At 33.7% G+C, this 21,932-nt stretch carries 19 protein-coding genes; 7 read left to right on the forward strand and 12 right to left on the reverse strand.

Annotated features, from left to right (window positions below):
* Positions 1-144: 144 nt before the first annotated feature.
* Positions 145-2,220 carry a YSIRK domain-containing triacylglycerol lipase Lip2/Geh gene (gene lip2 / locus IDG64_RS02485; RefSeq protein ID WP_000943815.1) on the reverse strand — a complete coding sequence of 692 codons (2,076 nt, stop codon included), beginning with the start codon at positions 2,218-2,220 and terminating at the stop codon, positions 145-147.
* Positions 2,221-2,637: 417 nt separating this feature from the next.
* Between lip2 and IDG64_RS02490 the strand changes: the two genes are divergently transcribed.
* Positions 2,638-3,951 (forward strand): YjiH family protein, encoded by a 1,314-nt coding sequence (locus IDG64_RS02490; RefSeq protein ID WP_001077728.1) that lies wholly within the window; start codon positions 2,638-2,640, stop codon positions 3,949-3,951.
* Positions 3,952-4,081: 130 nt separating this feature from the next.
* Here IDG64_RS02490 and IDG64_RS02495 read toward each other — a convergent pair whose 3' ends face one another.
* Entirely contained in the window at positions 4,082-4,750 is a 669-nt protein-coding gene (locus tag IDG64_RS02495) for an N-acetylmannosamine-6-phosphate 2-epimerase (RefSeq protein WP_000936721.1), read from the reverse strand.
* Positions 4,751-4,889: 139 nt separating this feature from the next.
* Here IDG64_RS02495 and rpiRa point away from each other — a divergent pair, with 139 nt between their 5' ends.
* A complete protein-coding gene (gene rpiRa / locus IDG64_RS02500) occupies positions 4,890-5,690 on the forward strand; it encodes a pentose phosphate pathway transcriptional regulator RpiRA (RefSeq protein ID WP_000667382.1) in 801 nt (266 codons plus the stop codon).
* 277 nt (positions 5,691-5,967) lie between these two features.
* Here rpiRa and IDG64_RS02505 read toward each other — a convergent pair whose 3' ends face one another.
* Positions 5,968-6,828, reverse strand: a complete 861-nt coding sequence (locus tag IDG64_RS02505) for an ROK family protein (protein WP_000291439.1) — start codon at positions 6,826-6,828, stop codon at positions 5,968-5,970.
* 157 nt (positions 6,829-6,985) lie between these two features.
* Between IDG64_RS02505 and IDG64_RS02510 the strand changes: the two genes are divergently transcribed.
* Positions 6,986-7,867: an N-acetylneuraminate lyase gene (locus tag IDG64_RS02510; RefSeq protein ID WP_001030741.1), complete on the forward strand. Its 882-nt coding sequence runs from the start codon at positions 6,986-6,988 to the stop codon at positions 7,865-7,867.
* Positions 7,868-7,906: 39 nt separating this feature from the next.
* On the forward strand, positions 7,907-9,439 hold the full coding sequence (locus IDG64_RS02515) for a sodium:solute symporter family protein (protein WP_000665749.1): 1,533 nt from the start codon (positions 7,907-7,909) through the stop codon (positions 9,437-9,439).
* Between the two features lie 104 nt (positions 9,440-9,543).
* On the opposite strand, the gene IDG64_RS02520 is transcribed toward IDG64_RS02515, so the two are convergent.
* From IDG64_RS02520 to IDG64_RS02535, 4 genes are all read right to left on the reverse strand, one after another.
* On the reverse strand, positions 9,544-10,764 hold the full coding sequence (locus IDG64_RS02520; RefSeq protein WP_001022968.1) for a NupC/NupG family nucleoside CNT transporter: 1,221 nt from the start codon (positions 10,762-10,764) through the stop codon (positions 9,544-9,546).
* Between the two features lie 10 nt (positions 10,765-10,774).
* A complete protein-coding gene (locus IDG64_RS02525; RefSeq protein WP_000002071.1) occupies positions 10,775-11,698 on the reverse strand; it encodes a pseudouridine-5'-phosphate glycosidase in 924 nt (307 codons plus the stop codon).
* Positions 11,673-12,791 carry a carbohydrate kinase gene (locus tag IDG64_RS02530; protein WP_001283961.1) on the reverse strand — a complete coding sequence of 373 codons (1,119 nt, stop codon included), beginning with the start codon at positions 12,789-12,791 and terminating at the stop codon, positions 11,673-11,675. Before IDG64_RS02530 ends, IDG64_RS02525 begins: the two co-directional genes overlap by 26 nt.
* Before the next feature lie 342 nt (positions 12,792-13,133).
* The gene (locus IDG64_RS02535) at positions 13,134-14,123 is read right to left on the reverse strand and encodes a PTS sugar transporter subunit IIC (protein ID WP_001822575.1); all 990 of its coding nucleotides are present in this window, start codon (positions 14,121-14,123) and stop codon (positions 13,134-13,136) included.
* Here IDG64_RS02535 and IDG64_RS15130 point away from each other — a divergent pair.
* The gene (locus IDG64_RS15130; RefSeq protein WP_011446983.1) at positions 14,074-14,214 is read left to right on the forward strand and encodes a hypothetical protein; all 141 of its coding nucleotides are present in this window, start codon (positions 14,074-14,076) and stop codon (positions 14,212-14,214) included. The genes IDG64_RS02535 and IDG64_RS15130 overlap by 50 nt on opposite strands.
* A gap of 158 nt (positions 14,215-14,372) precedes the next feature.
* Here IDG64_RS15130 and IDG64_RS02540 read toward each other — a convergent pair whose 3' ends face one another.
* The 3 genes from IDG64_RS02540 to IDG64_RS02550 form a co-directional block, all read right to left on the reverse strand.
* Positions 14,373-15,050 carry an ABC transporter ATP-binding protein gene (locus tag IDG64_RS02540; protein WP_000911019.1) on the reverse strand — a complete coding sequence of 226 codons (678 nt, stop codon included), beginning with the start codon at positions 15,048-15,050 and terminating at the stop codon, positions 14,373-14,375.
* A 12-nt stretch (positions 15,051-15,062) separates the two neighbouring features.
* Positions 15,063-16,112, reverse strand: coding sequence for an ABC transporter permease (locus IDG64_RS02545; RefSeq protein ID WP_000477931.1), 1,050 nt, complete (start codon positions 16,110-16,112; stop codon positions 15,063-15,065).
* A gap of 248 nt (positions 16,113-16,360) precedes the next feature.
* A complete protein-coding gene (locus tag IDG64_RS02550) occupies positions 16,361-17,251 on the reverse strand; it encodes a 5'-nucleotidase, lipoprotein e(P4) family (protein ID WP_001033876.1) in 891 nt (296 codons plus the stop codon).
* A gap of 583 nt (positions 17,252-17,834) precedes the next feature.
* Between IDG64_RS02550 and brnQ2 the strand changes: the two genes are divergently transcribed.
* Together brnQ2 and IDG64_RS02560 are read left to right on the forward strand one after the other, a co-directional pair.
* A complete protein-coding gene (gene brnQ2 / locus IDG64_RS02555; protein WP_000828859.1) occupies positions 17,835-19,142 on the forward strand; it encodes a branched-chain amino acid transport system II carrier protein BrnQ2 in 1,308 nt (435 codons plus the stop codon).
* A 236-nt stretch (positions 19,143-19,378) separates the two neighbouring features.
* On the forward strand, positions 19,379-20,203 hold the full coding sequence (locus IDG64_RS02560) for a formate/nitrite transporter family protein (RefSeq protein ID WP_000659770.1): 825 nt from the start codon (positions 19,379-19,381) through the stop codon (positions 20,201-20,203).
* Between the two features lie 215 nt (positions 20,204-20,418).
* Here IDG64_RS02560 and IDG64_RS02565 read toward each other — a convergent pair whose 3' ends face one another.
* The gene (locus IDG64_RS02565) at positions 20,419-20,817 is read right to left on the reverse strand and encodes a DUF4064 domain-containing protein (RefSeq protein WP_000415676.1); all 399 of its coding nucleotides are present in this window, start codon (positions 20,815-20,817) and stop codon (positions 20,419-20,421) included.
* Between the two features lie 155 nt (positions 20,818-20,972).
* A complete protein-coding gene (locus tag IDG64_RS02570) occupies positions 20,973-21,347 on the reverse strand; it encodes a DUF4467 domain-containing protein (RefSeq protein WP_000822165.1) in 375 nt (124 codons plus the stop codon).
* Between the last annotated feature and the right edge of the window lie 585 nt (positions 21,348-21,932).

Raw genomic sequence — 21,932 nt, forward strand, 5'->3', positions numbered from 1 at the left:
CGCCTGTCCCTTTAGTTTTCGCTAATGAGACAGGCGCTTTATTTCACTTTACTATTTTGAAATTCAACACTGTGATGCTACTTATATCTGCTGTGCCATGTTAGTAGCACGATTTACATAGCATATTAAATTCAGAAGATGAATTTAACTTGCTTTCAATTGTGTTCCTTTACTTTCAGTTGCTTCAACACGCAACAAGTCATTTATAATACCTGTATAGAAGTTGGCAAGTTCTGCACCTTTACGCTTGAAATCTAGGAAATCCACACCAATAAAATCGACATGATCCCATCCTTGTATGATTGGTTTAACTTGCCAGATACCTCTGCGTGTGGCAGGTTCATCATTCGTAACATTAACAAATGGTTGATTGGACGGATGTAATGACGAAATTACTGGTACGACACCATCATTTTTACGCCATTCTTCTCTTGCATCATGACCAATAATTCTACTCGTTGTATCCATTAAGAAAAATGTACCTAAATCAGGATTTTCATAACCTAATGGACCAGTATGAGATGATACACCTGTATAAGTCGTATACGTAATATTAGGATTCATACTTGTCATGTTGTTCAATTTTGCAGAGCCATCTAACGTTAAATCATAGGCAGCATTGTCGTCTGATGTCCAAATTTTGCTTTTACTAACGCGTTTTATATAGTCAATGTAACTCTCATTTGGTAATTGTTTAAAGCCCCATTGCGTTAATCCTAAATCGATATTCGAATACTTGTTACCCATAAATCGATTTAAAGCGAACATGATTTTTCTAACAGCTTCTGTATTTCCAAACTTATCAGCTGCTTGTGAACCATTATGTGGTGTTGCTAATGTTGTGATTGATGCAACCATATTGTTATGACCACCAGTGAATAATGGTGATATTTCTCCACCATGCGCTTTATGATAGGCAATTTCTTCTTTGTTACCATTTCTTAAAAACTCTTCCATTAAACGAATTGTTTGACCACCCATACTATGCCCTACAAGATGTACCTTTTTACCAGGTTCCCAATTAGGCATGATTCCTTTATAAGTCTTACCATAGCGCTCATGTCCGTATTTAGCTGCATGTGCTGCGCCATAATCTACGCGACCACCTTTAATGTAATAATAAAGTTCTACAGCGCGATCATAGTTACTACCAAATGCACTTACACTTGCTTGATGTACATTATATCCTTGCTTTCTCAATTCTTCGATAACTTTAAATTTATTTCCACCCCAATAATTTGGATATAAAGCAGGTGCATTATCGCCTACTAATCCTAAAAATCCATGTACAAAAACAACTGGATATTTGTTAAGTGGTTGTACTTGATTCGCTTTAAGTGGTCGAACCTTTTTAGCATCTGCTGCTGCATTTGTAGTCGAACGTGTTTTAGGCGCTTGAAGCGCATCTTTGATTAGTTGTTTATTATCAGTATTTTTATCTGTCGGTTTCTCTGGGGAATTTTGACCATCGATATGTTTACTTAAATCGCCAACTTGTGGTTTCTGTTCACTTTGGCGAACAGTATCATCTTGCTTTGCATCTATGATTTGATGCGCGGGTTGATGTGTATCTTGTTGATTTGGATGTTTTTCCGTGGTTGCATCTTGTGCTTTTGTTGATTTAGGTGCAGTTTTATCATTAGACGGGGGTGTAGTTGAAGTTGGTGCTGCTTTATCATGATTGGGTAATACCTTTTGTGCCGGAATGGATGGTTGTGATTTATCAACATCATTCGATTGTGACGTTGTCGATTGTGATCCATTACGTTCAGCATGATGGGTATTTTGAACCTGATCATTTTGACGTTCAGTATTATTAGTCGCATTATTTTGGTGTGAATGTTTAGAACCTTGTCGTTCAGAATCTTGCTTTACTTGATTATCATTTTGCGTTCTGATTGTTTTACTATTTTGTGTTGATTGATGCTTCGATGATTGAAGCGTGTCTTTACCTTCTGTCACTGTTCCACTTTTACCATTCTCTTTATGCATATCGTCTAATTGCTTTCCTGACTGCATTTGATGTGACGTTATCGCATTCCCTTGTTCTCCCGGTTGATTTAGTGTTTCTTTTTGTGCCGCTGCATTGGACGTTGGTGTTTTTTCCGAGGCTTGTGCTTCATGTGATGACACAACAAACATTGTAGCCGCTAACACTGACACCACGCCTATTGAATACTTTCTAATACTATACTTTCTTTCTTCTTGTCCTCTTAACATATAATCACCTCAAAAGTATTTTTTTGACCCCCTCTTGAGAATGAAAAACAACTGCACCTTCAATATAACATGACATATATTATTTTTTGATTAAGACTACAAAATTAATAAAAATTTAATAATACGATATTAAATCGATACTAATCATTTACAAATATGTGCATTTCCAAATAATTTATAAACACTTTTAGTTGTGGCGTTGAATCAACACAACAACATTTAAGATAAATATTTTATTAAGCAATATAGTTTCAATCTATATATAATTAGTTAATTTGTATTGGTATGAAAATAATTCAAACTATACAATTATAGTAAGTTTTCAGATTTTTCTAAATTAAAATAATGATTCATCTCATTAAGGGGAAGATGCATCATACAGTTTTGTGTATTCATTTAAACAAAGGGGTTGCTTTAATGAATCAATATCATTCTAATGCACAACAACCAAGTGCATGGCGTTTTTTTGTCTATAGTTTAGTGGGCATACTATGTTTCTTTATTCCTTTTACGATTAATGGTAACAACACTATTTTCGTCGATCATGTTCATCTAGCCATTCGCTCAATCATAGGTCCACTTATGCCCTATGTTGCACTGATTATGATTTTAATTGGTACAGCGTTACCAATAGTGAGACGTACTTTTATGACTTCAATCACAAACTTGGTCATTACATTATTTAAAGTTGCAGGTGCAATGATTGGTATAATGTATGTATTTAAAATCGGTCCATCAATACTATTTAAAGCTAACTATGGTCCGTTCTTGTTTGAAAAATTAATGATGCCATTAAGTATCTTAATTCCAGTAGGTGCAATTGCGCTTTCTTTATTAGTAGGCTATGGCTTATTAGAATTTGTCGGTGTTTATATGGAGCCTATTATGAGACCTATTTTTAAAACACCAGGAAAATCCGCTGTCGATGCAGTAGCTTCGTTTGTCGGCAGTTATTCCTTAGGATTATTGATTACTAATCGTGTCTATAAGCAAGGGATGTACAACAAACGAGAAGCCACGATTATTGCGACTGGCTTTTCAACAGTTTCAGCAACTTTTATGATTATCGTTGCTAAAACTTTAGGATTAATGCCGCATTGGAATTTATACTTTTGGATAACTTTAGTCATCACATTTGTCGTGACTGCAATTACTGCATGGCTACCGCCAATCACCAATGAATCAACAGAATATTATAACGGACAAGAAGGAGAACAAGAAGTTGCTATTGAAGGAAGCAGACTGAAAACTGCATATGCAGAGGCGATGAAACAAAATGCATTAACACCATCCCTCGTGAAGAACGTTTGGGACAATTTGAAAGACGGTTTAGAAATGACTGTTGGTATTTTACCTTCTATATTATCGATTGGTTTTTTAGGACTGATTGTAGCGAACTATACACCATTCATTGATTGGCTTGGCTATATATTCTATCCATTTATTTATATTTTCCCAATTGCTGATCAGGCTTTACTTGCAAAAGCGTCAGCGATTTCTATTGTAGAGATGTTTCTACCATCTTTGTTAGTAACTAAAGCTGCAATGAGTACTAAATTTGTCGTCGGTGTAGTAAGCGTATCAGCCATTATCTTTTTCTCAGCATTAGTGCCATGTATACTAGCAACTGAAATTAAAATACCTGTCTGGAAACTCATCATCATTTGGTTTTTACGCGTGGCATTCTCGCTATTAATCACCATCCCCGTCGCTTTACTTATTTTTGGATAATTCAAATTGAAAATAAAATCACTATCGTAAACAAACAAAACGAGATGAACCCATTACATTCATTCAGCCACCTAAGATAATTAGGTACCTTTAATTAATGATGGTCATCTCGTTTTTTTATCGTTATCATTTAATCTTCCATAACTTGAACAAAACGTTTCGTAATTTCTTTTGGTCGTGTTATCGCACCACCAACGACTGAACAATGAACGCCTAAGTCCATCACGCGTTTATACATATCCGGTGTAATGACATTACCTTCCGCAATAACTTTTGCATCAACACTTTGTAGTACATCTTTTAGAAATTGGAAGTCATTCTGATAAAGTAATTGTCCTTGCGTATAACTAGTATAGCCATGTAACGTCGTGCCAATATAATCAAAGCCAAGTCGTGCGGCATTTTTAGCTTCTTCAACGGTCGCGATATCAGCCATAATTTCAACGTTCGGTGCATGTGTTCTAATATATGATACTAATTCGTCTAACGTTTCTTTTGGACGTTGCTGTAACGTTGCATCCAATGCAATGACTTCACATTGGCTTTCTATCAGTTCATCAACTTCTTTTGACGTTGCAGTAATAAAAACATCTGAGTGATCATAGTCACGTTTCACAATGCCAATAACTGGTAAATCTACCGTTTCTTTAATTGCTAAAATGTCTTCCTTAGTATTTGCGCGAATACCAACAGCACCACCTTCATACGCAGCTAATGCCATTTTCGACATAATAAAAGATGAATGCAATGGTTCATCTGGTAGTGCCTGACAAGATACTATTAATCCATGTGGTAACATTATTCCTCACTCCATAAGTCATTTTTTCACGTAAAGTCATTTACAATATATCATTAAGATAATTTTTATCAATGCTTTTTACTATCTTGAAAATATTTTTCATATATAATAGTAATCATTAAGATGAAGGGGTGACACAATGAAATTTGAGAATCGTGTTCAACGTTATCAACATTTATTTACAAAAACTGATAAACGCATCGTCAATTATATAAGACAAAATGGTTATAGCGATGCCTTTTCAACGATTAACTCCTTAGCCCATGCGATTGGTACATCACCAGCAACAATGACACGCTTTAGTCATAAGCTGGATTATGAGAATTTCCAAGATTTAAAATTTAATATTCAACAAGAAATGACAGAGACAGTTATTGAAAATAGCCCAATCATTCAAAGAATTCATAAATATCATCAACAAATCATTCAACAAACTGGTGAATTTATTGATAACGACATTATCCAAACCTTTATCGACAAACTTCAATCAAGTCGACATATACTCTTTGCTGGACTAGGTAGCTCTGGTTTATCAGCGACTGAATTTTATTATCGTATGATTCGTATGGGGCTAAAAGGTAATGTTACTACCGATTCACATTTAATGAAAATATCGGCATCCCTACTATCTCATTCAGATATGTTTATTGCTATGTCAAATAGTGGTAATACTTCGGAATTAATTTCTGCAGCGGAAGTCGCCAAATCTCATGGTGCATATGTCGTTGCCATCACAAATTTTGAAGGTAGTAAACTTACAGATTGTGCAGATTTAGTACTTTTAACAACGGATCAATCGCGTAATACCGACCATCAATTTATCAACACACAAATTGCGACACTCTTTTTAATCGATATCGTGAGTTATCATTTATTAGAAAATACGAATCTGAGTCAAACTTATCAACATACTAAATCTATTATCCTAGACAACAAATAACTAGTAGTATATTCAAATCCACCTGCAACTGTAGACAATCATCGTGATTGCCCCAACGAGTTGCTAGGTGCTTTTTTAATTTCAATACCAAATATTTTTTTACATTTTCTAAAATTTTAATATCTCAGCTTCTTCAATTTAATATGCCCGTGGCACACTGTTGGTTGATATAGTTTAGATTGGTCCTAGATAGAGTGTGATGTGTGGAACTAACAACAGCTCTCATCTCTCGTAACGGTTTCAAATTCTATTTTAGAATGACTCCTTCTTTCAACTATCATTGCAAACAGCCATATAATGCTGCATCATTTTTACTCTTAGTCGTTTGTATCGGTGCATAAACATAGTCTTTTGGTAAATAGTGTGCAACTTTCGGCTCGATATATTTAATGAGATTGTCTCCTTGTTCAGATATACCGCCACCAATTAATATAAGCCCTGGATCATACATGACTTGTATTTGGGCAATCCCTTCTGCTACATCTTCTGCCCACTCATTCAATATTTGTTTTGCAATATCATCACCTTCTTCAGCTGCTTCAAACAATACTGGCACATGTGTGCTTCTCGTAAATCCTCCGTCAATCATGCGCTTTTTCAATGCACTCGTTGCAGCACGTTGCTCAAACGTTGTATTTTCAGTTGGACGATACAATAAATACCCAACTTCATTTGCCTTATGAAGCTCACCATTATCAATATGACCTTGATTATTCTTGTACGCACCCCCAATGCCTGTACCAAGCGTCATACAAAAGATCCGTTCTGCTTGATATTGATGTAATTTCAATTCGCCTAGTAATGCAGCGTTTACATCATTTTTTACTTTGACATAAGGAGACAATGATTTTAATAATCGCTTAAAATTAGTACCTTTATAATTCGGAATGGTTGGCCCTGCGTATACAATTTCGCCTTTTTGTTCATCAACAACGCCTGCTGATGAAATACCTATGACAGGTTGGATCAACTGATATTGCTTCATATATCCTGTTACAATCTCATATACTTTGTCAGTAATAAGCTCACTTTTGTTGTCCGGCGTTGGTATTTGTTGATAGTCAAACATATTCAATTGCTTATCAATAACTGCCGATTTAATTTGAGTGCCTCCAATATCGATTGCGATGTAATACACCTTACTCACTCCATTTCTATTGATTTTGAAAAACATTTTCATTAATTATACATAAATATGACTACAATTTTCAAAAAGATATTGTTACATTTTATGATAGCGTTTACAATTATAGCTGTAAACTATATTATCAAATGATTTTTGGAGGGACTTCATAATGAACAAAGATTTAAAAGGTTTATATGCAGCGTTACTCGTTCCTTTTGATGAAAATGGTCAAGTAAATGAACAAGGACTCAAACAAATTGCTCAAAATGCCATTGAAACTGAAGAATTAGACGGTCTTTATGTAAATGGTAGCTCAGGCGAAAACTTTTTATTAAATACAGAGCAGAAGAAGCAAGTTTTCAAAGTTGCCAAAGAGGCAGTTGGGGATAAAGTGAAATTGATTGCTCAAGTAGGTTCGTTAGATTTAAATGAAGCCATTGAACTCGGAAAATATGCCACAGAACTCGGTTATGATGCACTTTCTGCCGTAACACCATTCTACTATCCATTTACTTTTGAAGAAATTAGAGATTACTATTTCGATATTATCGAAGCAACACAGAACAATATGATTATTTATGCAATACCAGATTTAACAGGTGTGAATATTTCTATTGAACAATTCAGCGAGCTATTTAATCACGAAAAAATTGTTGGTGTTAAATATACAGCACCGAACTTCTTCTTACTAGAACGTATTAGAAAAGCATTCCCAGATAAATTAATCTTATCTGGCTTTGATGAAATGTTAGTTCAAGCTACGATTTCTGGCGTAGATGGTGCAATTGGTTCTACATATAACGTTAATGGTCGCCGTGCTAGAAAAATCTTCGACTTAGCACGACAAGGTCAAATTCAAGAAGCTTACCAACTACAACATGATTCGAACGACATCATCGAAACAGTGTTATCAACGGGGATTTATCCAACATTGAAAGAAATACTACGTCACCGTGGCATTGATGCAGGATTACCGAAAAGACCTTTCAAACCTTTTAACGAAGCACATCGACAAACATTAGATCAACTCATTGCAAAATACGATTTATAGACATCAAAGAATCAATACATTGTAAAGGGGATGTTTCCCATGAAAGAAGTTGGATTTGGCACACTAAACTGGGTTGCCGTTATCATTTATCTACTAGCTATGTTACTCATTGGCGTTTATTTTACCAAGCGCGCGAGTCAAAGTACGAATAGTTTCTTTACTGCAAGTGGTCGCTTGCCATCTTGGGTAGTTGGCTTTTCAATTTATGCTACTACATTAAGTGCAATTACGTTTATGTCGACACCAGAGAAAGCATTTTTAACAGATTGGTCATATATTGCAGGTAACATCGCTATCGTAGCAATTATTCCATTACTTATTTATTTCTATGTCCCTTTCTTTAAAAAGTTAAAGGTAACATCTGCATATGAATATTTAGAAGCTAGATTTGGCCCTAGCATACGTGTCATTGGCTCATTATTATTTGTCGTTTACCATTTAGGGCGTGTTGCAATCGTTATCTACTTACCAACATTAGCAATCACATCTGTATCAGACATGAACCCTTATATCGTTGCATCACTCGTTGGTTTACTATGTATTTTATATACATTTTTAGGTGGATTCGAAGGTGTGGTTTGGAGTGATTTCATTCAAGGCGTCATTTTATTAGGCGGCGCTTTAGTTATTATTATTCTAGGTGTTATGAACATTAAAGGCGGTTTTGGCACTGTCTTTGCAGATGCGATTGAGCACAAAAAATTAATTAGTGCAGATAATTGGAAGCTAAACACTGCGGCAGCTGCCATTCCAATTATTTTCCTAGGAAATATTTTCAACAACTTGTATCAATACACAGCGAGTCAAGACGTCGTGCAGCGTTATCAAGCTTCTGATAGTTTAAAAGAAACAAATAAATCGTTATGGACAAATGGTATCCTAGCTTTAATTTCAGCACCCTTATTTTATGGTATGGGTACAATGCTGTATTCATTTTATACACATGAAGCTGTTTTACCAAAAGGCTTCAATACATCATCTGTAGTGCCATATTTCATTTTGACTGAGATGCCACCATTTGTAGCAGGATTACTTATTGCAGCCATTTTCGCCGCTGCACAGTCTACCATTTCATCTAGTTTAAATTCTATATCTGCTTGTATTTCAATCGACATTAAGCAACGCTTCTTCGGAAAAGGTAGCGAGCGACACGAAGTTAACTTTGCTCGTTTGGTCATCATCATTGCAGGTATTTTCGGTTTTGGAATGTCACTATACTTAATTGCTTCTAATTCAAATGACTTATGGGATTTATTCTTGTTTGTGACTGGATTATTCGGCGTTCCATTGGCTGGTGTATTTGCAGTTGGTATTTTCACTAAACGTACGAATACATTCGGTGTTATTTGTGGATTAATATTGGGTATCATCTTTGCTTACGTCTATAATGATGTTGGCAAAGGTAACTCACCTTTCTATGTATCTACCATTTCATTTACAGTTGCTTTTGTCTTTGCTTATATACTTAGCTTCATTGTCCCTTCAAAACATAAAAAAGATATAACGGGATTAACAATTTTTGAAAAAGATAAACCATCAACATACATTTCAAAAACGGCTACGAAAAAGTAGATTGTTATGATAAAACCCCGTCACTAAGTTATGATGCGCTGTTGCGCCAACTTGGTGACGGGGTTTAGCTTTGCCATGAATTTAATTTAGATACTTCGATTAATTTACAATACTAAGCCAATAATTGATCCTGAAATGATTGAAGCTAGAGTTGAACCAAGTAGCAACCTCATTGCAAAGGATGCAACTTTTTCTCCTTGCTTATCACTAATTCCTTTAATTGAACCAACGATGATACCAACAGTACCGAAATTAGCAAAACTCACTAAGTAAACTGAGATAATACCTTGTGTTCTAGCTGATACGTCACCCAAAACATTTTTAAAATCTAGCATTGCTACAAACTCATTTGTAATTAATTTTGTAGCCATTAAAGAGCCAGCTGGAACAGCTTCACTCCAAGGAATCCCCATTAAGAATGCGATAGGTGCAAACAAATAACCAATTAACTGTTTAAAATTCAAACCAACACTACCAAAAATGATATTGATTGCTTCCATTAATGAAATAAACGCTAACAACATCACGGCTACTACAACAGCGATTTTAAACCCATCCATCGCACTATCACCAATCATTTGGAAAAAGGCAACTTTCTTAGGTTTTCCTGTTTTTCCATTCACTGATTTCGTTTCCGTTGATTTAGTTAAGTTATCAATTTCAACATCACTATCATCAGATTTATAGGGATTGATTACACTGGCGATGATAAGCGCACTAAAAATATTTAACATTACAGCTGTAACTACGAACTTGGGCTCAATCATCTGCATATATGAACCCAACATTGCCATACTAACAGCACTCATACCAGACGTCGCAATTGTATATAATTTCGCTCTAGATAATCTTGGAATAATATCTTTTATTGTTAAATATACTTCTGGTTGTCCAAACATTGCTGTTGAAATAGCAAAGTAACTTTCTAAGCGCCCCATTCTCGTTATTTTATTAATAGCGATACCTACATATTTGATAATAAATGGTAATACCTTAATATAATTAAAAATGCCTATTAATACAGAAATGAACACTAATGGCAGTAACACATTTAAAAAGAACGTAAAGCCATTTTTATTTTGTATATCTCCAAAAACAAAGTTTATACCTGCTTTACTAACATTTATTAACCCTTCAAAAAATGAGCCTAATGCAGTTAAGATTGTTAAACCAATCGTTGTGTTCATCATAAATAACACAATCAACACTTGAATAAATATCATTATTAACGTCTTTTTGAAGTCTATGTTTTTACGATCAAAACTGAATAAAAACGCAACAAATAGTGCAAATGCTATCCCTGTGATAGCGAATAAAATATTCATGTATCATCACCTACAATAATTTATTAACAGCGACAGCAATTTTAGCACCCAACGCCGCATTGTTTTCAACAAGTTTTATATTTGCTGCTAAACTTTTACCATTCGTTTTTTCTACAATTTTCCCTAACAAGAACGGTGTGGCGTCCTTACCTTTAATACCTTGATTTTCCGCTTCAACAACAGCTTCATTTATGATTGCCTCAATATATGCTTTTGATAAGGCATGCTCATATGGAATTGGATTAGCAACAACAATGCCACCTTCAAGATTTAACTGCTGTTTTGTTAAATGAATGTCAGCAAGTCGTTCTGGCGTTTCAACCGAACTTGTTAACTTAACACCGCTTTCGCGAGTGAAGAATGCTGGCAATTCATTCGTTTGATATCCAATAACTGGAACGCCTTTTGTTTCTAAATACTCCATCGTCTTAGGTAAGTCTAAAATTGATTTGGCACCTGCACAGATAACAGTGACATTTGTTTTAGACAGTTCTTCTAAGTCTGCTGAAATGTCCATCGTATGTTCTGCACCTTTATGGACGCCCCCAATACCTCCTGTAACAAAAAATTGAATACCAGCCATTGCAGCACATATCATCGTCGTCGCTACAGTAGTAGCACCAACACACTTCATCGCAACAACTTCTGCTAAATCCCTTCTAGATACTTTAGCAACGTCTTTACTAGTTGCCAGTATTTCTAAATCTTCGCTTTCTAAACCAATTTTAATTTTGCCATCTATAATGGCTATGGTTGCTGGAATGGCACCATTATTCCTGATAATTTGCTCTACTGTTGTTGCCATTTCAACATTTTGTGGGTACGGCATACCATGCGAAATAATTGTTGATTCTAATGCTACAATCGGTTGATTGTTCTCCCGTGCTTGCTGAACTTCTCGAGAATACTCAATATACTTTTGTAAATTTGCCATTTTTATAATCCTCCATATCGTGATAAAGTTGCTGTTGATCTAGGTTTTGCCTAACTGTATATTTCGTTTCTATCGTTTTCTTTGCGTTAACCATACCAGCAATTAATATATCTTCAGTAGACATCCCATTTAACCAGCTATATACTACTGCAGCACAGAATGAATCGCCTGCACCTGTAACATCTTTCACACTATTTGATGGCATAACTGACTTGATGATTTCTTCCTCACCACTTCGATAAATGAGTTCTTTCACGCCATTTGTCACAATAACATTTTTAACACCTAAATCATTCCAGCGTTTAGCAGCTATTTTTAAATCATCAGTAGATTCTATTTTTAAATTTAAGTATGTTTCTGTTTCATCTTTATTCGTGATAATCCAATCAATAGCATGTAATGAATCAGGCATATTTTTCATTTTTGGGGAAGAAACCGTGGTGATAACTAATTTGATTTGATGTTTCGTGGTATAGGCACATAAGAAGTTTAATGCCTCTTTGCCTAAATTCAAATCGACAATAATGCACTTAGCCTTTTTCAATAAGTGTGAACGCTTAATTAAAAATTCAGGCGTAATGTAGTCAAACACTTCCATATCTGCTAAGCCATATGTCATGTCGCCTTCTTTACTAATTAAAGCTGTATATGAACCTGTACTCGCATTTTCAAATTGTTGAACATGATCCAAATTCATAAATGGTGTGGACAATCGTTTAATCATTTCCCATTCACTATCTTGTCCACTAGCAGATAAAAAAGCGACCGTTTCGCCAAGCCTACCTAAGTTCTCAGCAATATTTCTTGCTACGCCACCAATAGAGCGTGTTGACGTTACAGGATTTGATGTTTCTGCAACTAAATCTTTATGCACATAAAACTTACAATCTACATTCGCTGCGCCAATACAAACAATAGGATAATCTTCATTTAAAACATATGCCTTTCCCATAACATATTCCTTTTGTATTAATCCTGAAATAATGTTTGCTACGCTGGGTCTAGATAATCCAATTGCCTCAGCAAGTTCACGTTGTGAAATAAACGGATTATCTTTAATTCTTTTTAAAATTTCTTTCTCAGAATCGCTCATAACATCCCTCCTCATATTGACTTAAAATACTTGAATCAGTGAATTTACAAAAATATCGTAGCATGCTGTTATTTCTGTTGTAAACGCTTACATTTACCGTTATATCAATGATATATGTTTATAAAATACGCATAATTTCGTAAAAAGTAAGTTCATTCCATCGTGTAAAAGGTACTTGAGAAAATGATAAATGTTTATACAGTATGATATTTGTCGACAATAAATTATGACATTTTTATGTCTTATATTTTTCTATAAAAAAACGTGACTCATTATCGATTTTTTCATCGACTGAATCACGTTACTATGTTTTATTTGTTTTTACTATTCAATATGATGATGCTATGCGTCAACTGCACCTCGATTAATCATGTCTTGCTTAGTAACAATTGGATATTTTTTAAATACGATTGAACCAAGATAACCTGCAAGCGCACCTACAATCGCCATTACTACACCATAAATTACAATAGTCATTGGATGATTAAATCCAAACATTACTAAAAATCCTGCAATCGGTGTAGCTGTACCTGTCGCATCGTTAATTAAACCTGACATAGCAATAATTAAACCAGCAATCGCACCACCAAAGAAATTTGTAATATAGATTGGAATTGGATTGGCTGATACAATATCTGCTTGTGATAAAGGTTCAATACTTACTGCAATCGTAGACTTACGATCACCTAATTTTAAGCGATGGAATAGCGTCCCATTCATAAATGCCGAACTAAATGCTGCCATGGCACCAATAGCCATAGGTACACCCGTTAAACCTAATAATGCTGTCAATGCCATTGAACTCAATGGCGCTGTGCCGACAACCGTAATAATACCACCTAAAATGATACCCATGATAATTGGATTCGTATTCGTACTACTTTGGATAATATCACCAATTCGAATCAATGTACTATTCACTACTGGCGTTAATAATACTGCAATAAGACGAGCTAATGGCGCTAAGATGACAATCGATCCAATTAAGTCGACACCATCCGGCACATATTTCTCTGTATATTTCATCACATATCCAATCATATAACCCGCAAAGAAACCTGGTAATAAATCCATACCACCGCACGCGGCTGCTATAACTAATGCATATACTGGTGACACACCGATAGCTAATGCTGTTAATCCAGCGGCAGCGACACCACCTAGACCTCCCGCAGCGTCTCCTAGCTCTTCTAAAAATTTAATACCGAATACTTCGCCACCAACATATTTATTAAATGCTTCCACTAAAAATGTTGCGATTGCTGCATTAGCTAATGCTCCCATGGCACGCATACCATTAGGTGCTTTATATGTAAATAATGTAAAAATCACTAAGACCAAAAATAAAAATAAAGTACCTATCAATAAATCCATAACCATTGACCCCCATTACGATAATTTTATATTCAATCCCCATATTTAAATATTGAATACTTAGAGGCCATTTTACTACAAAAAATATTATATTTCACGGAATATTTCTGATTTTCGATAATAATTATTATTAATTGAATGTGAAAGTTTATTCAAATAATACATAAACATAAAAATACCGGCACATGATGTACCGGCTTAATAAAACTATTCTACTGTTTCATTTTCAAGATTAAGGACGCCATCTTTCATATGATATGAACGATCACAATATGCTTTAAGTCGTTCATCATGTGTAACAATAATACATGCTTTCTTTCTTTGTTTGGCTTGATCACGTAGAATTTTAATGACTTCAATCGCATTTTCAGTATCTAACGCCGCGGTAGGTTCATCCGCTAAAATAATCGACGGATTCGTATATAACGCTTTGGCTATCGCCACACGTTGTTTCTGACCACCTGAAATTTCTGAAGGTAACTTATTAAGCAATGAAGTTAGACCTAATTGTGACATAAGTTGCTGATAGTCTTCATTAGACATAACATTCTTATTTTTCTTTTTCAATAATGTAAATTGTTGCTTTACCGTTAAAAATGGTACAAGGTTTGTAGCTTGTAAAATAAAACCTATTTCAGACATTCTAACTTTTGCCAATGCTTTTTGCTTCATTGTCGTAATATCTTGGTTATTGATTAAAATGTGCCCAGATGTCGGTGTTTGTAAAGCACCTGCCATAGTTAGAAATGTACTTTTACCAGAGCCAGAAGGTCCAACCAATGCTATAATATCACCTTTATTTATCTCAAAATTTGTATCTTTAACCGCTTCAATGTTACGATTCCCATCTTTAAATGACTTTGTTACATTTTCAAATTTCAACATTTGCTACACCTCCTACCCGATCGCCTTTAACGGATCTATTTTTCTAATTGTTAAAATGGAGAATAAACTTCCTAATACAGAGACAATCATTAACACAATTGCAAATACGAGCAATGTTAGTACATCGAATTTGACAGGTACTGCATCAGGTAAAAATGCACCTGTAACGCCTGTTAACAGTAAGCCAAATGCCGTACCAAATAATGCTAATATGAGCGTCTGCGAAATAACTACGTTCGCTAAATAGCCATTCGTAAATCCTTGAGCCTTTAATATGCCAAATAAACTTGTTTTTTGTAATGTCATGACATATAAGAAAATGCCTATAACTGTAGCTGAAATGACAAATAAGAATGAAATCATAAAGTTTAATGTTAAGTTCTGTGGTTTATAACCTGGTAAATTTTCAATAAAGTCATTAATACTTACCGCTTCAAGCTCTTGGTTTAATTTTTTGTCTTTCCAATTTGTATCACGTACAACAACTGCATTAATTTTATCTCCAGTCAATCTAGGATTGATTTTGGCAATGGTAGCGTCATTCGTGAAAATGACTGGTGACGCATTATATTTTGCACTTTCTGTAAAACCTACGATATGCAATTTTTCATCTGATTGAGATAGTGATAATGTGTCGCCAATTTTAAATCCTTTATTTTTAAGTGTTTCATCAGCTAACACTTCATTATCTTTAGTCGCTTTATGCCCTTCTATTAAACTCGGAACTAAAAATGATGACTTTTCAACACCGAACACTAAAACATTGTCTTTTTGATGGCCATTAGACACAATTTCCCCTGTTTGCTTCAAAGTAGCTTGCTTCTTGTATTTATTTTCAATATCTTTCTTGTTAAAAACAGATTGTTGCACAGTTTGATTGGCATCTTTATTTAGAACAATGGCATCTGCTTGCCACTTATCAATGCCTTCTTTATTCATATTGATAAGACCATTCGCCAATCCAGATAATAAAAATAGCAAGTAACTAATCATCGTTAACACACCAATAATTAGTCCAAACTTCAATTTGTTGCGCCGTATTTCATTCCAAGCTAAAAACATGCATTTCTCTCCCTACTACTATAATTTAAACATTGTTTATATTCTTAGATGCACGTACGTCGTGTTGCGCTCTGTAATGTTATACATACACTTATCCTTCATTATACCCGAACTTTTTATATTAAAAGCAAATTTATGGAAAATGCAATTAATTGTCTATTATTTTTGTACGGTACATTTAAAATTAAGGATCAATTTAAAAACGTCTACATATACCTTTAAGTACATGTAGACGTCCAATTCATATATTATTTAACTTCGCCTGTTTTAGGATCGAATTGCTTAATAGCATTTTTACGTAATTTATCTTTTGCTTTGTCACTTGCTTTATAGTTATTGTTGTAAATCGTAGCTTCCCAACTACCATACATTGGGTTAGGGAAAATGATATATTTCTTACCGAAATCGTCTTTATGTTTTTCAATTAATGCTTCACGAGATTCAGCTGTAGCTTCTTTTGGATCTGTAAAGTCTAATAAATTATCTCCAAATAGCATGACAAGTTTATGATCCTTTTGAACCATTTGTCTGCGTGATTCTTTACTCTTATCATCTTTACCTTTTAGTAAAATATGACTCTTCTTAGCTTGAGGGATACCTTGTTGTTTTAAGTTCTTTTGTGTTGCCTTTAAATCTTTTTCTTTATCTCTATCAGAAATATAGTAGATATCGACACCTTTTTTGTCAGCATATTTCAAGAATTCTTTTGCGCCATAGACAGGTTTAGCTTTAGCAGCTTGTACCCATTCATGCCAACCTTCTGGGAAAGGTTTATTATGTATTGATGCATAGCCTTGATATGGAGAATTATCTAAAACTGTTTCATCTAAATCCAAAGCAATAGCTAACTTATGTTTACCTTTATTCTTTTTAATCTCTTTATCTAACTGTGTCTTTGCACTGTTATAACCTTGTAAATATAATGCTTTTGCTTCAGCTGAATTTTGATACCAAGCCACTGCCATAATATTTTGATTACCAAGATTCGCCTTTTGTGATGCTGGTATAGAAGCTTGTTGTGTTTGTTGAACTTCAGCAGAACTTTTGGCAAACGCTGTAGAATTTGTCGTTTGTGGTGCCGAAACTGTAACCGCTACCGATAATGATGCTATTGCAATATACTTTGAAATTTTATTCATCTTATCACCTCATGATTAATATTTAAAATACAGTTAAAATTATAAATGCATTTATTTAATATTGCTATACTATGAAAAGATATTTAATATTATTTCTTGAAAAGCTAACAAATATGTGAACATTTCATATAAGCATGATTTAATGGGAGACCTATCACATGAGAGAGATTTGTGATTTATCACGTAATAAACTTAAATTCATTTGAGTGACTAGGCCTTCCTATCAGACATATTCACTCATCCACGTATCATTATGTGTACAGTGTGCTATCTCTTATTTACCTATTGGAACAACCATAAACTCATCCATAGTTTACCTTTTATAAATAGCAGTCCTCACTCATACAATTTCTCATAAAAATCACAACGCTCCAACGTATTTCCAACTTACTTTCACCTATTTTAATTCATAAAAACGACACTTTAATTGTCATTATCCAATAATAGCAAGACGTTATTATTGCAATCTTTTTTATAAAATAATAGAATCATAGTATTGTCATTTAAAGATAAAGTAAGAACGTTTTTATTTTTCAGATTTTTTAAATTATTATGAATATCTAGTTTTAGGAAGGAAATTACATTGAAAAGACAAGTTATTATTTCGGGCCTCATGTTATTTTCACTATTTTTTGGAGCCGGAAATTTAATATTCCCGCCCATGCTTGGCCATACAGCAGGTCAAAATATGTGGATTGGTATGTTAGGCTTTGCCCTTACAGGCATATTACTCCCCTTTATTACTGTTATTGTTGTTGCATTTTATGATGAAGGTGTTGAAAGTGTAGGCAATCGTATACATCCATGGTTCGGGTTTATTTTTGCTGTCGTGATTTACATGTCTATCGGAGCATTTTACGGTATTCCACGTGCTGCAAATGTCGCGTACGAAATTGGTACAAGACACATTTTACCTGTGCACAACCAATGGACTTTAATTATATTCGCAGCAGTCTTTTTTGCCATCGTTTACTGGATTAGTTTAAATCCATCGAAAATCGTTGATAATTTAGGTAAATTATTAACACCATTATTACTATTAATGGTCGCTCTATTAAGTATTGCTGTCATTTTCAACCCTGAATCTGCACTAAGTGCACCTAAGGATAAATATATAACACATCCTTTCATTTCAGGAAGTTTGGAAGGCTATTTTACAATGGATCTTGTTGCTGCGTTAGCTTTTTCCGTAGTCATTGTCAATGGCTATAAGTTTAAAGGCCTCACAGATCGCATGAAAATTTTAAAATATGTCTGCTTTTCAGGTCTTATTGCAGCCATATTACTTGGAATGATTTACTTTGCACTTGCATACGTTGGGGCATCAACGGCTCCAGGAAACTTTAAAGATGGTACAGATATATTGACGTATAACTCATTACGAGTATTTGGTTCATTTGGCAACATAGTATTTGGTATGACAGTGATACTTGCATGTTTAACAACATGTATAGGACTCGTCAATGCTTGCGCCACATTTACTAAGAAACACGTACCTAAGTTTTCTTATAAAATATTCGCACTTATTTTCTCTATCATAGGGTTCTTATTTACAACACTTGGTTTAGAAATGATTTTAAAAATTGCTGTCCCATTATTGACTTTAATATATCCCGTGTCGATTGCACTTGTACTCATATCATTTGCTAACATGTTTAGCAAATTCAGATTCAGTTGGGCCTATCGACTCGCAACTGTTATTACATTGATTATTTCAATTTTACAAATACTAAATAGTTTCAACTTATTACACGGTGTTATTTTGAAATGGTTTATGATGTTACCTTTAGCAGATATCGATTTAGCTTGGCTTGTACCATTCATGCTCTTTGCTATTATCGGTTTCATCATCGATGTAGTTATACGTCGTCCGAAACAAGCGACAACTTAATAAATGCTCACTGCCTAGTAATGATTGACCCATCGTTACTAGGCTTTTTTATATGAAATTCATGACTTTTCAGTGATACCGTCTGTCTATTAATTATTTTAAAATAAATGATTTGTTAAAAAATCCTAGCTGTTATTCAAAAATATTAGTTTTTAAAATTAATTTTGTGAAATTATTCACAAATAAGGCAATTCATAGTATACTCTGATTAACAAATGAAAAGTGAGGATGTCATTGTGAAGGAGAAACATATTAAATGGGATAAAATATTTTATGGGGACGACTGGGTAAATAACGTAGTCGAAACGATAAGAACGAAAGATATATTACAAAGCGTTTATTTAAAACGTTATTTATTACGCGCGATGATGGCAGGATTTATTATCGGGATTATTACGGTCTTCGTATTATCAGTTAAAGCAACACACGAACCAGATTTACCGCCAGGCATTGTGAATATGGCCAGTGCCATTACATTCAGCTTTGCGTTAGTACTCATTTTATTTACAAACTCCGAACTACTAACCAGTAACTTCATGTACTTTACTGTAGGCCTGTATTATAAAGTAATTAAACCAACTAGAGTATTGAAAATATTTTTATTATGCTTTGCAGGAAATATTTTAGGTGCTGCTATTTTATTTAGTTTCATGCGTTTTTCAAATGTAATGACGCCAGATATGTTAAATCAGTTATCAGCAGTTATTGAGCACAAAACGTTGTCTACTGGTTTTGTAAGTATATTAATGAAAGCGATATTCGCCAATTTCTTTATCAATATTTCATTAGTTATTGCCATGCAAATTGACGATGTACTCGCAAAAATGTTTGTCATGATGTTCGGTGTTACCATATTTGCCTTTATGGGTTATGAACATGTCGTTTACAACAGTTGCTTATTTATGGGTGGTTTAATTTATCAAGTTGATACATTGCACTTCATACCAGCTATTTCGAATATCGCTGCGGCTTTTATCGGTAACTATATTGGAGGCGGACTCATTATAGGTTTATTCTATGCTTACTTGAATGATCATCATCAATTTTATAAAAATAATTAACTCTATTTGAACAATGCGTTAGTCGATGCCTTTAATATTTAGAAGTGCATTGTCTAACGTATTTTTTTAAAGTTCGTCAATGATTTTTATCCGATGCTATGAGCATTATCAAATACAAAATGCTCTCTTAAAAGCAGTTATTGACTGAAAATCTACTTCTAAGAGAGCACTTTATTTAATTACTTAAGAAATCTTGAAATTTCAATATACGATGTTTATGATAAGTCGCTTATTTCATCTTTAGGCTTGTTATTAGTAAGTAGTTTAATACCACTGATTAACCATAAAGCAAATGTAATTATGTTACCACTTATTACAGCTCCAATAATCAACAATATACCACTCATTTTTTTGTTTTTAGATGCTTTAAACATACCGATTGCACCTAAAATAATTGAAATGATTCCAAATATGAATAGGGATAAGAATAATACAGTGAAAATTGCTGCTGCTGTTTCTGCATCAACTGGGTCAACCTCACCATTAACTGTTGTTGACACATCTGTAGTCATTACACCTGATGCTGCTAAAACCATCAATAGTAAACTAAATACCGTTGCTAAACCCTGAACAACAATTCCTATTACTGTCATTATTTTGATCGATTTTTCCATTGTCTTACTCCTTTATTATTATTATTATTTACAAACTTGCGTTTGTGTTCTTATATATAAATGTTTAAATTTATATCGTGTTTATTTTAAAAATTATTGTCGCTAAAGCTCATTTACTTTTTGAAACTGGTTAAAAGTTTTAAAGAAAGCCTACGTTAATCTTTTTCCACTTCTACATTTTCATCTTCATAATCTGCTTTATGGTCTTTCATATACTTAATTGGGTCTATTTCTCTATTGATCTCTGCCTTACCATCTTTTATTTCATATGCGAAATAATACATTTTTTCACGATCTTTATACAATTGAATACCAATAATAATGACTTTACCATCTTTATAAACATGTGTATTACTGTCTTCTTGTTTAATGTCTGTTTTAATAGTGTTTTGTACTTTCGAGGCAATTTTATTCATTTGATTCTGTTCTTTGTACACTTTATCAATATCTTTTTGATACTTTTCACCTTTATTAGAACAACCTGCTAATACAATTGCTAACATTAAAAATACTACCAATATTCTTTTCATCATTTTTCTCCTCAGATGGCTGTCATTTTCCACACACTACAATACTGATAATATACTTTATCATTGTAACGTTTGAACAATGTTTAACCAATTGTTATAAACTTAAAATTCGTTTAAATGTTTGACGCAAGATTTTGATTAATTATGATATTAAAGTCTTCTTAATATAAACATCTATTTCAGTGTTAATTTACAACTATCTACTGAAAATTATGTCATCATAATAAATTATGCAATAACTATTTGATACCTTTACATTGCTATGTATCTCTAAAAATTGCCTCCTATATATTTATTTAATCTCCAAATATTTAACTATTTATAATTATAGTAAAAAACATTTTAATAGTATATACTTTTCTCATATTTTTTTGATATAAGCTTTAAAAAATAAGTCGATGTGCATCAACTTTATAAAATACACTACAATAACCTTTTCAATTAATGGCAATTTTAAATTTATATCGTGATTTATTAATTAGTTAAACTCATCTATACATATGATGTATGGATACCGAGAAGCTAATAGACTTTTTAAGTTACAAATAATCTTATTTTTTACCTTCTTCTTTGAGTCAAATGTAT

This window comes from Staphylococcus sp. EG-SA-15, assembly GCF_017151895.1.
Classification (GTDB): Bacteria; Bacillota; Bacilli; order Staphylococcales; family Staphylococcaceae; genus Staphylococcus; species Staphylococcus aureus.

What these genes read in the sequence shown, in the direction of transcription:
- lip2 (WP_000943815.1), bottom strand. Translation starts at nt 2,220, where the DNA reads ATGTTAAGAGGACAAGAAGAAAGAAAGTATAGTATTAGAAAGTATTCA.
- IDG64_RS02490 (WP_001077728.1), top strand. Translation starts at nt 2,638, where the DNA reads ATGAATCAATATCATTCTAATGCACAACAACCAAGTGCATGGCGTTTT.
- IDG64_RS02495 (WP_000936721.1), bottom strand. Translation starts at nt 4,750, where the DNA reads ATGTTACCACATGGATTAATAGTATCTTGTCAGGCACTACCAGATGAA.
- rpiRa (WP_000667382.1), top strand. Translation starts at nt 4,890, where the DNA reads ATGAAATTTGAGAATCGTGTTCAACGTTATCAACATTTATTTACAAAA.
- IDG64_RS02510 (WP_001030741.1), top strand. Translation starts at nt 6,986, where the DNA reads ATGAACAAAGATTTAAAAGGTTTATATGCAGCGTTACTCGTTCCTTTT.
- IDG64_RS02515 (WP_000665749.1), top strand. Translation starts at nt 7,907, where the DNA reads ATGAAAGAAGTTGGATTTGGCACACTAAACTGGGTTGCCGTTATCATT.
- IDG64_RS02520 (WP_001022968.1), bottom strand. Translation starts at nt 10,764, where the DNA reads ATGAATATTTTATTCGCTATCACAGGGATAGCATTTGCACTATTTGTT.
- IDG64_RS02525 (WP_000002071.1), bottom strand. Translation starts at nt 11,698, where the DNA reads ATGGCAAATTTACAAAAGTATATTGAGTATTCTCGAGAAGTTCAGCAA.
- IDG64_RS02530 (WP_001283961.1), bottom strand. Translation starts at nt 12,791, where the DNA reads ATGAGCGATTCTGAGAAAGAAATTTTAAAAAGAATTAAAGATAATCCG.
- IDG64_RS15130 (WP_011446983.1), top strand. Translation starts at nt 14,074, where the DNA reads ATGGCACGCATACCATTAGGTGCTTTATATGTAAATAATGTAAAAATC.
- IDG64_RS02540 (WP_000911019.1), bottom strand. Translation starts at nt 15,050, where the DNA reads ATGTTGAAATTTGAAAATGTAACAAAGTCATTTAAAGATGGGAATCGT.
- IDG64_RS02545 (WP_000477931.1), bottom strand. Translation starts at nt 16,112, where the DNA reads ATGTTTTTAGCTTGGAATGAAATACGGCGCAACAAATTGAAGTTTGGA.
- IDG64_RS02550 (WP_001033876.1), bottom strand. Translation starts at nt 17,251, where the DNA reads ATGAATAAAATTTCAAAGTATATTGCAATAGCATCATTATCGGTAGCG.
- IDG64_RS02565 (WP_000415676.1), bottom strand. Translation starts at nt 20,817, where the DNA reads ATGGAAAAATCGATCAAAATAATGACAGTAATAGGAATTGTTGTTCAG.
- IDG64_RS02570 (WP_000822165.1), bottom strand. Translation starts at nt 21,347, where the DNA reads ATGAAAAGAATATTGGTAGTATTTTTAATGTTAGCAATTGTATTAGCA.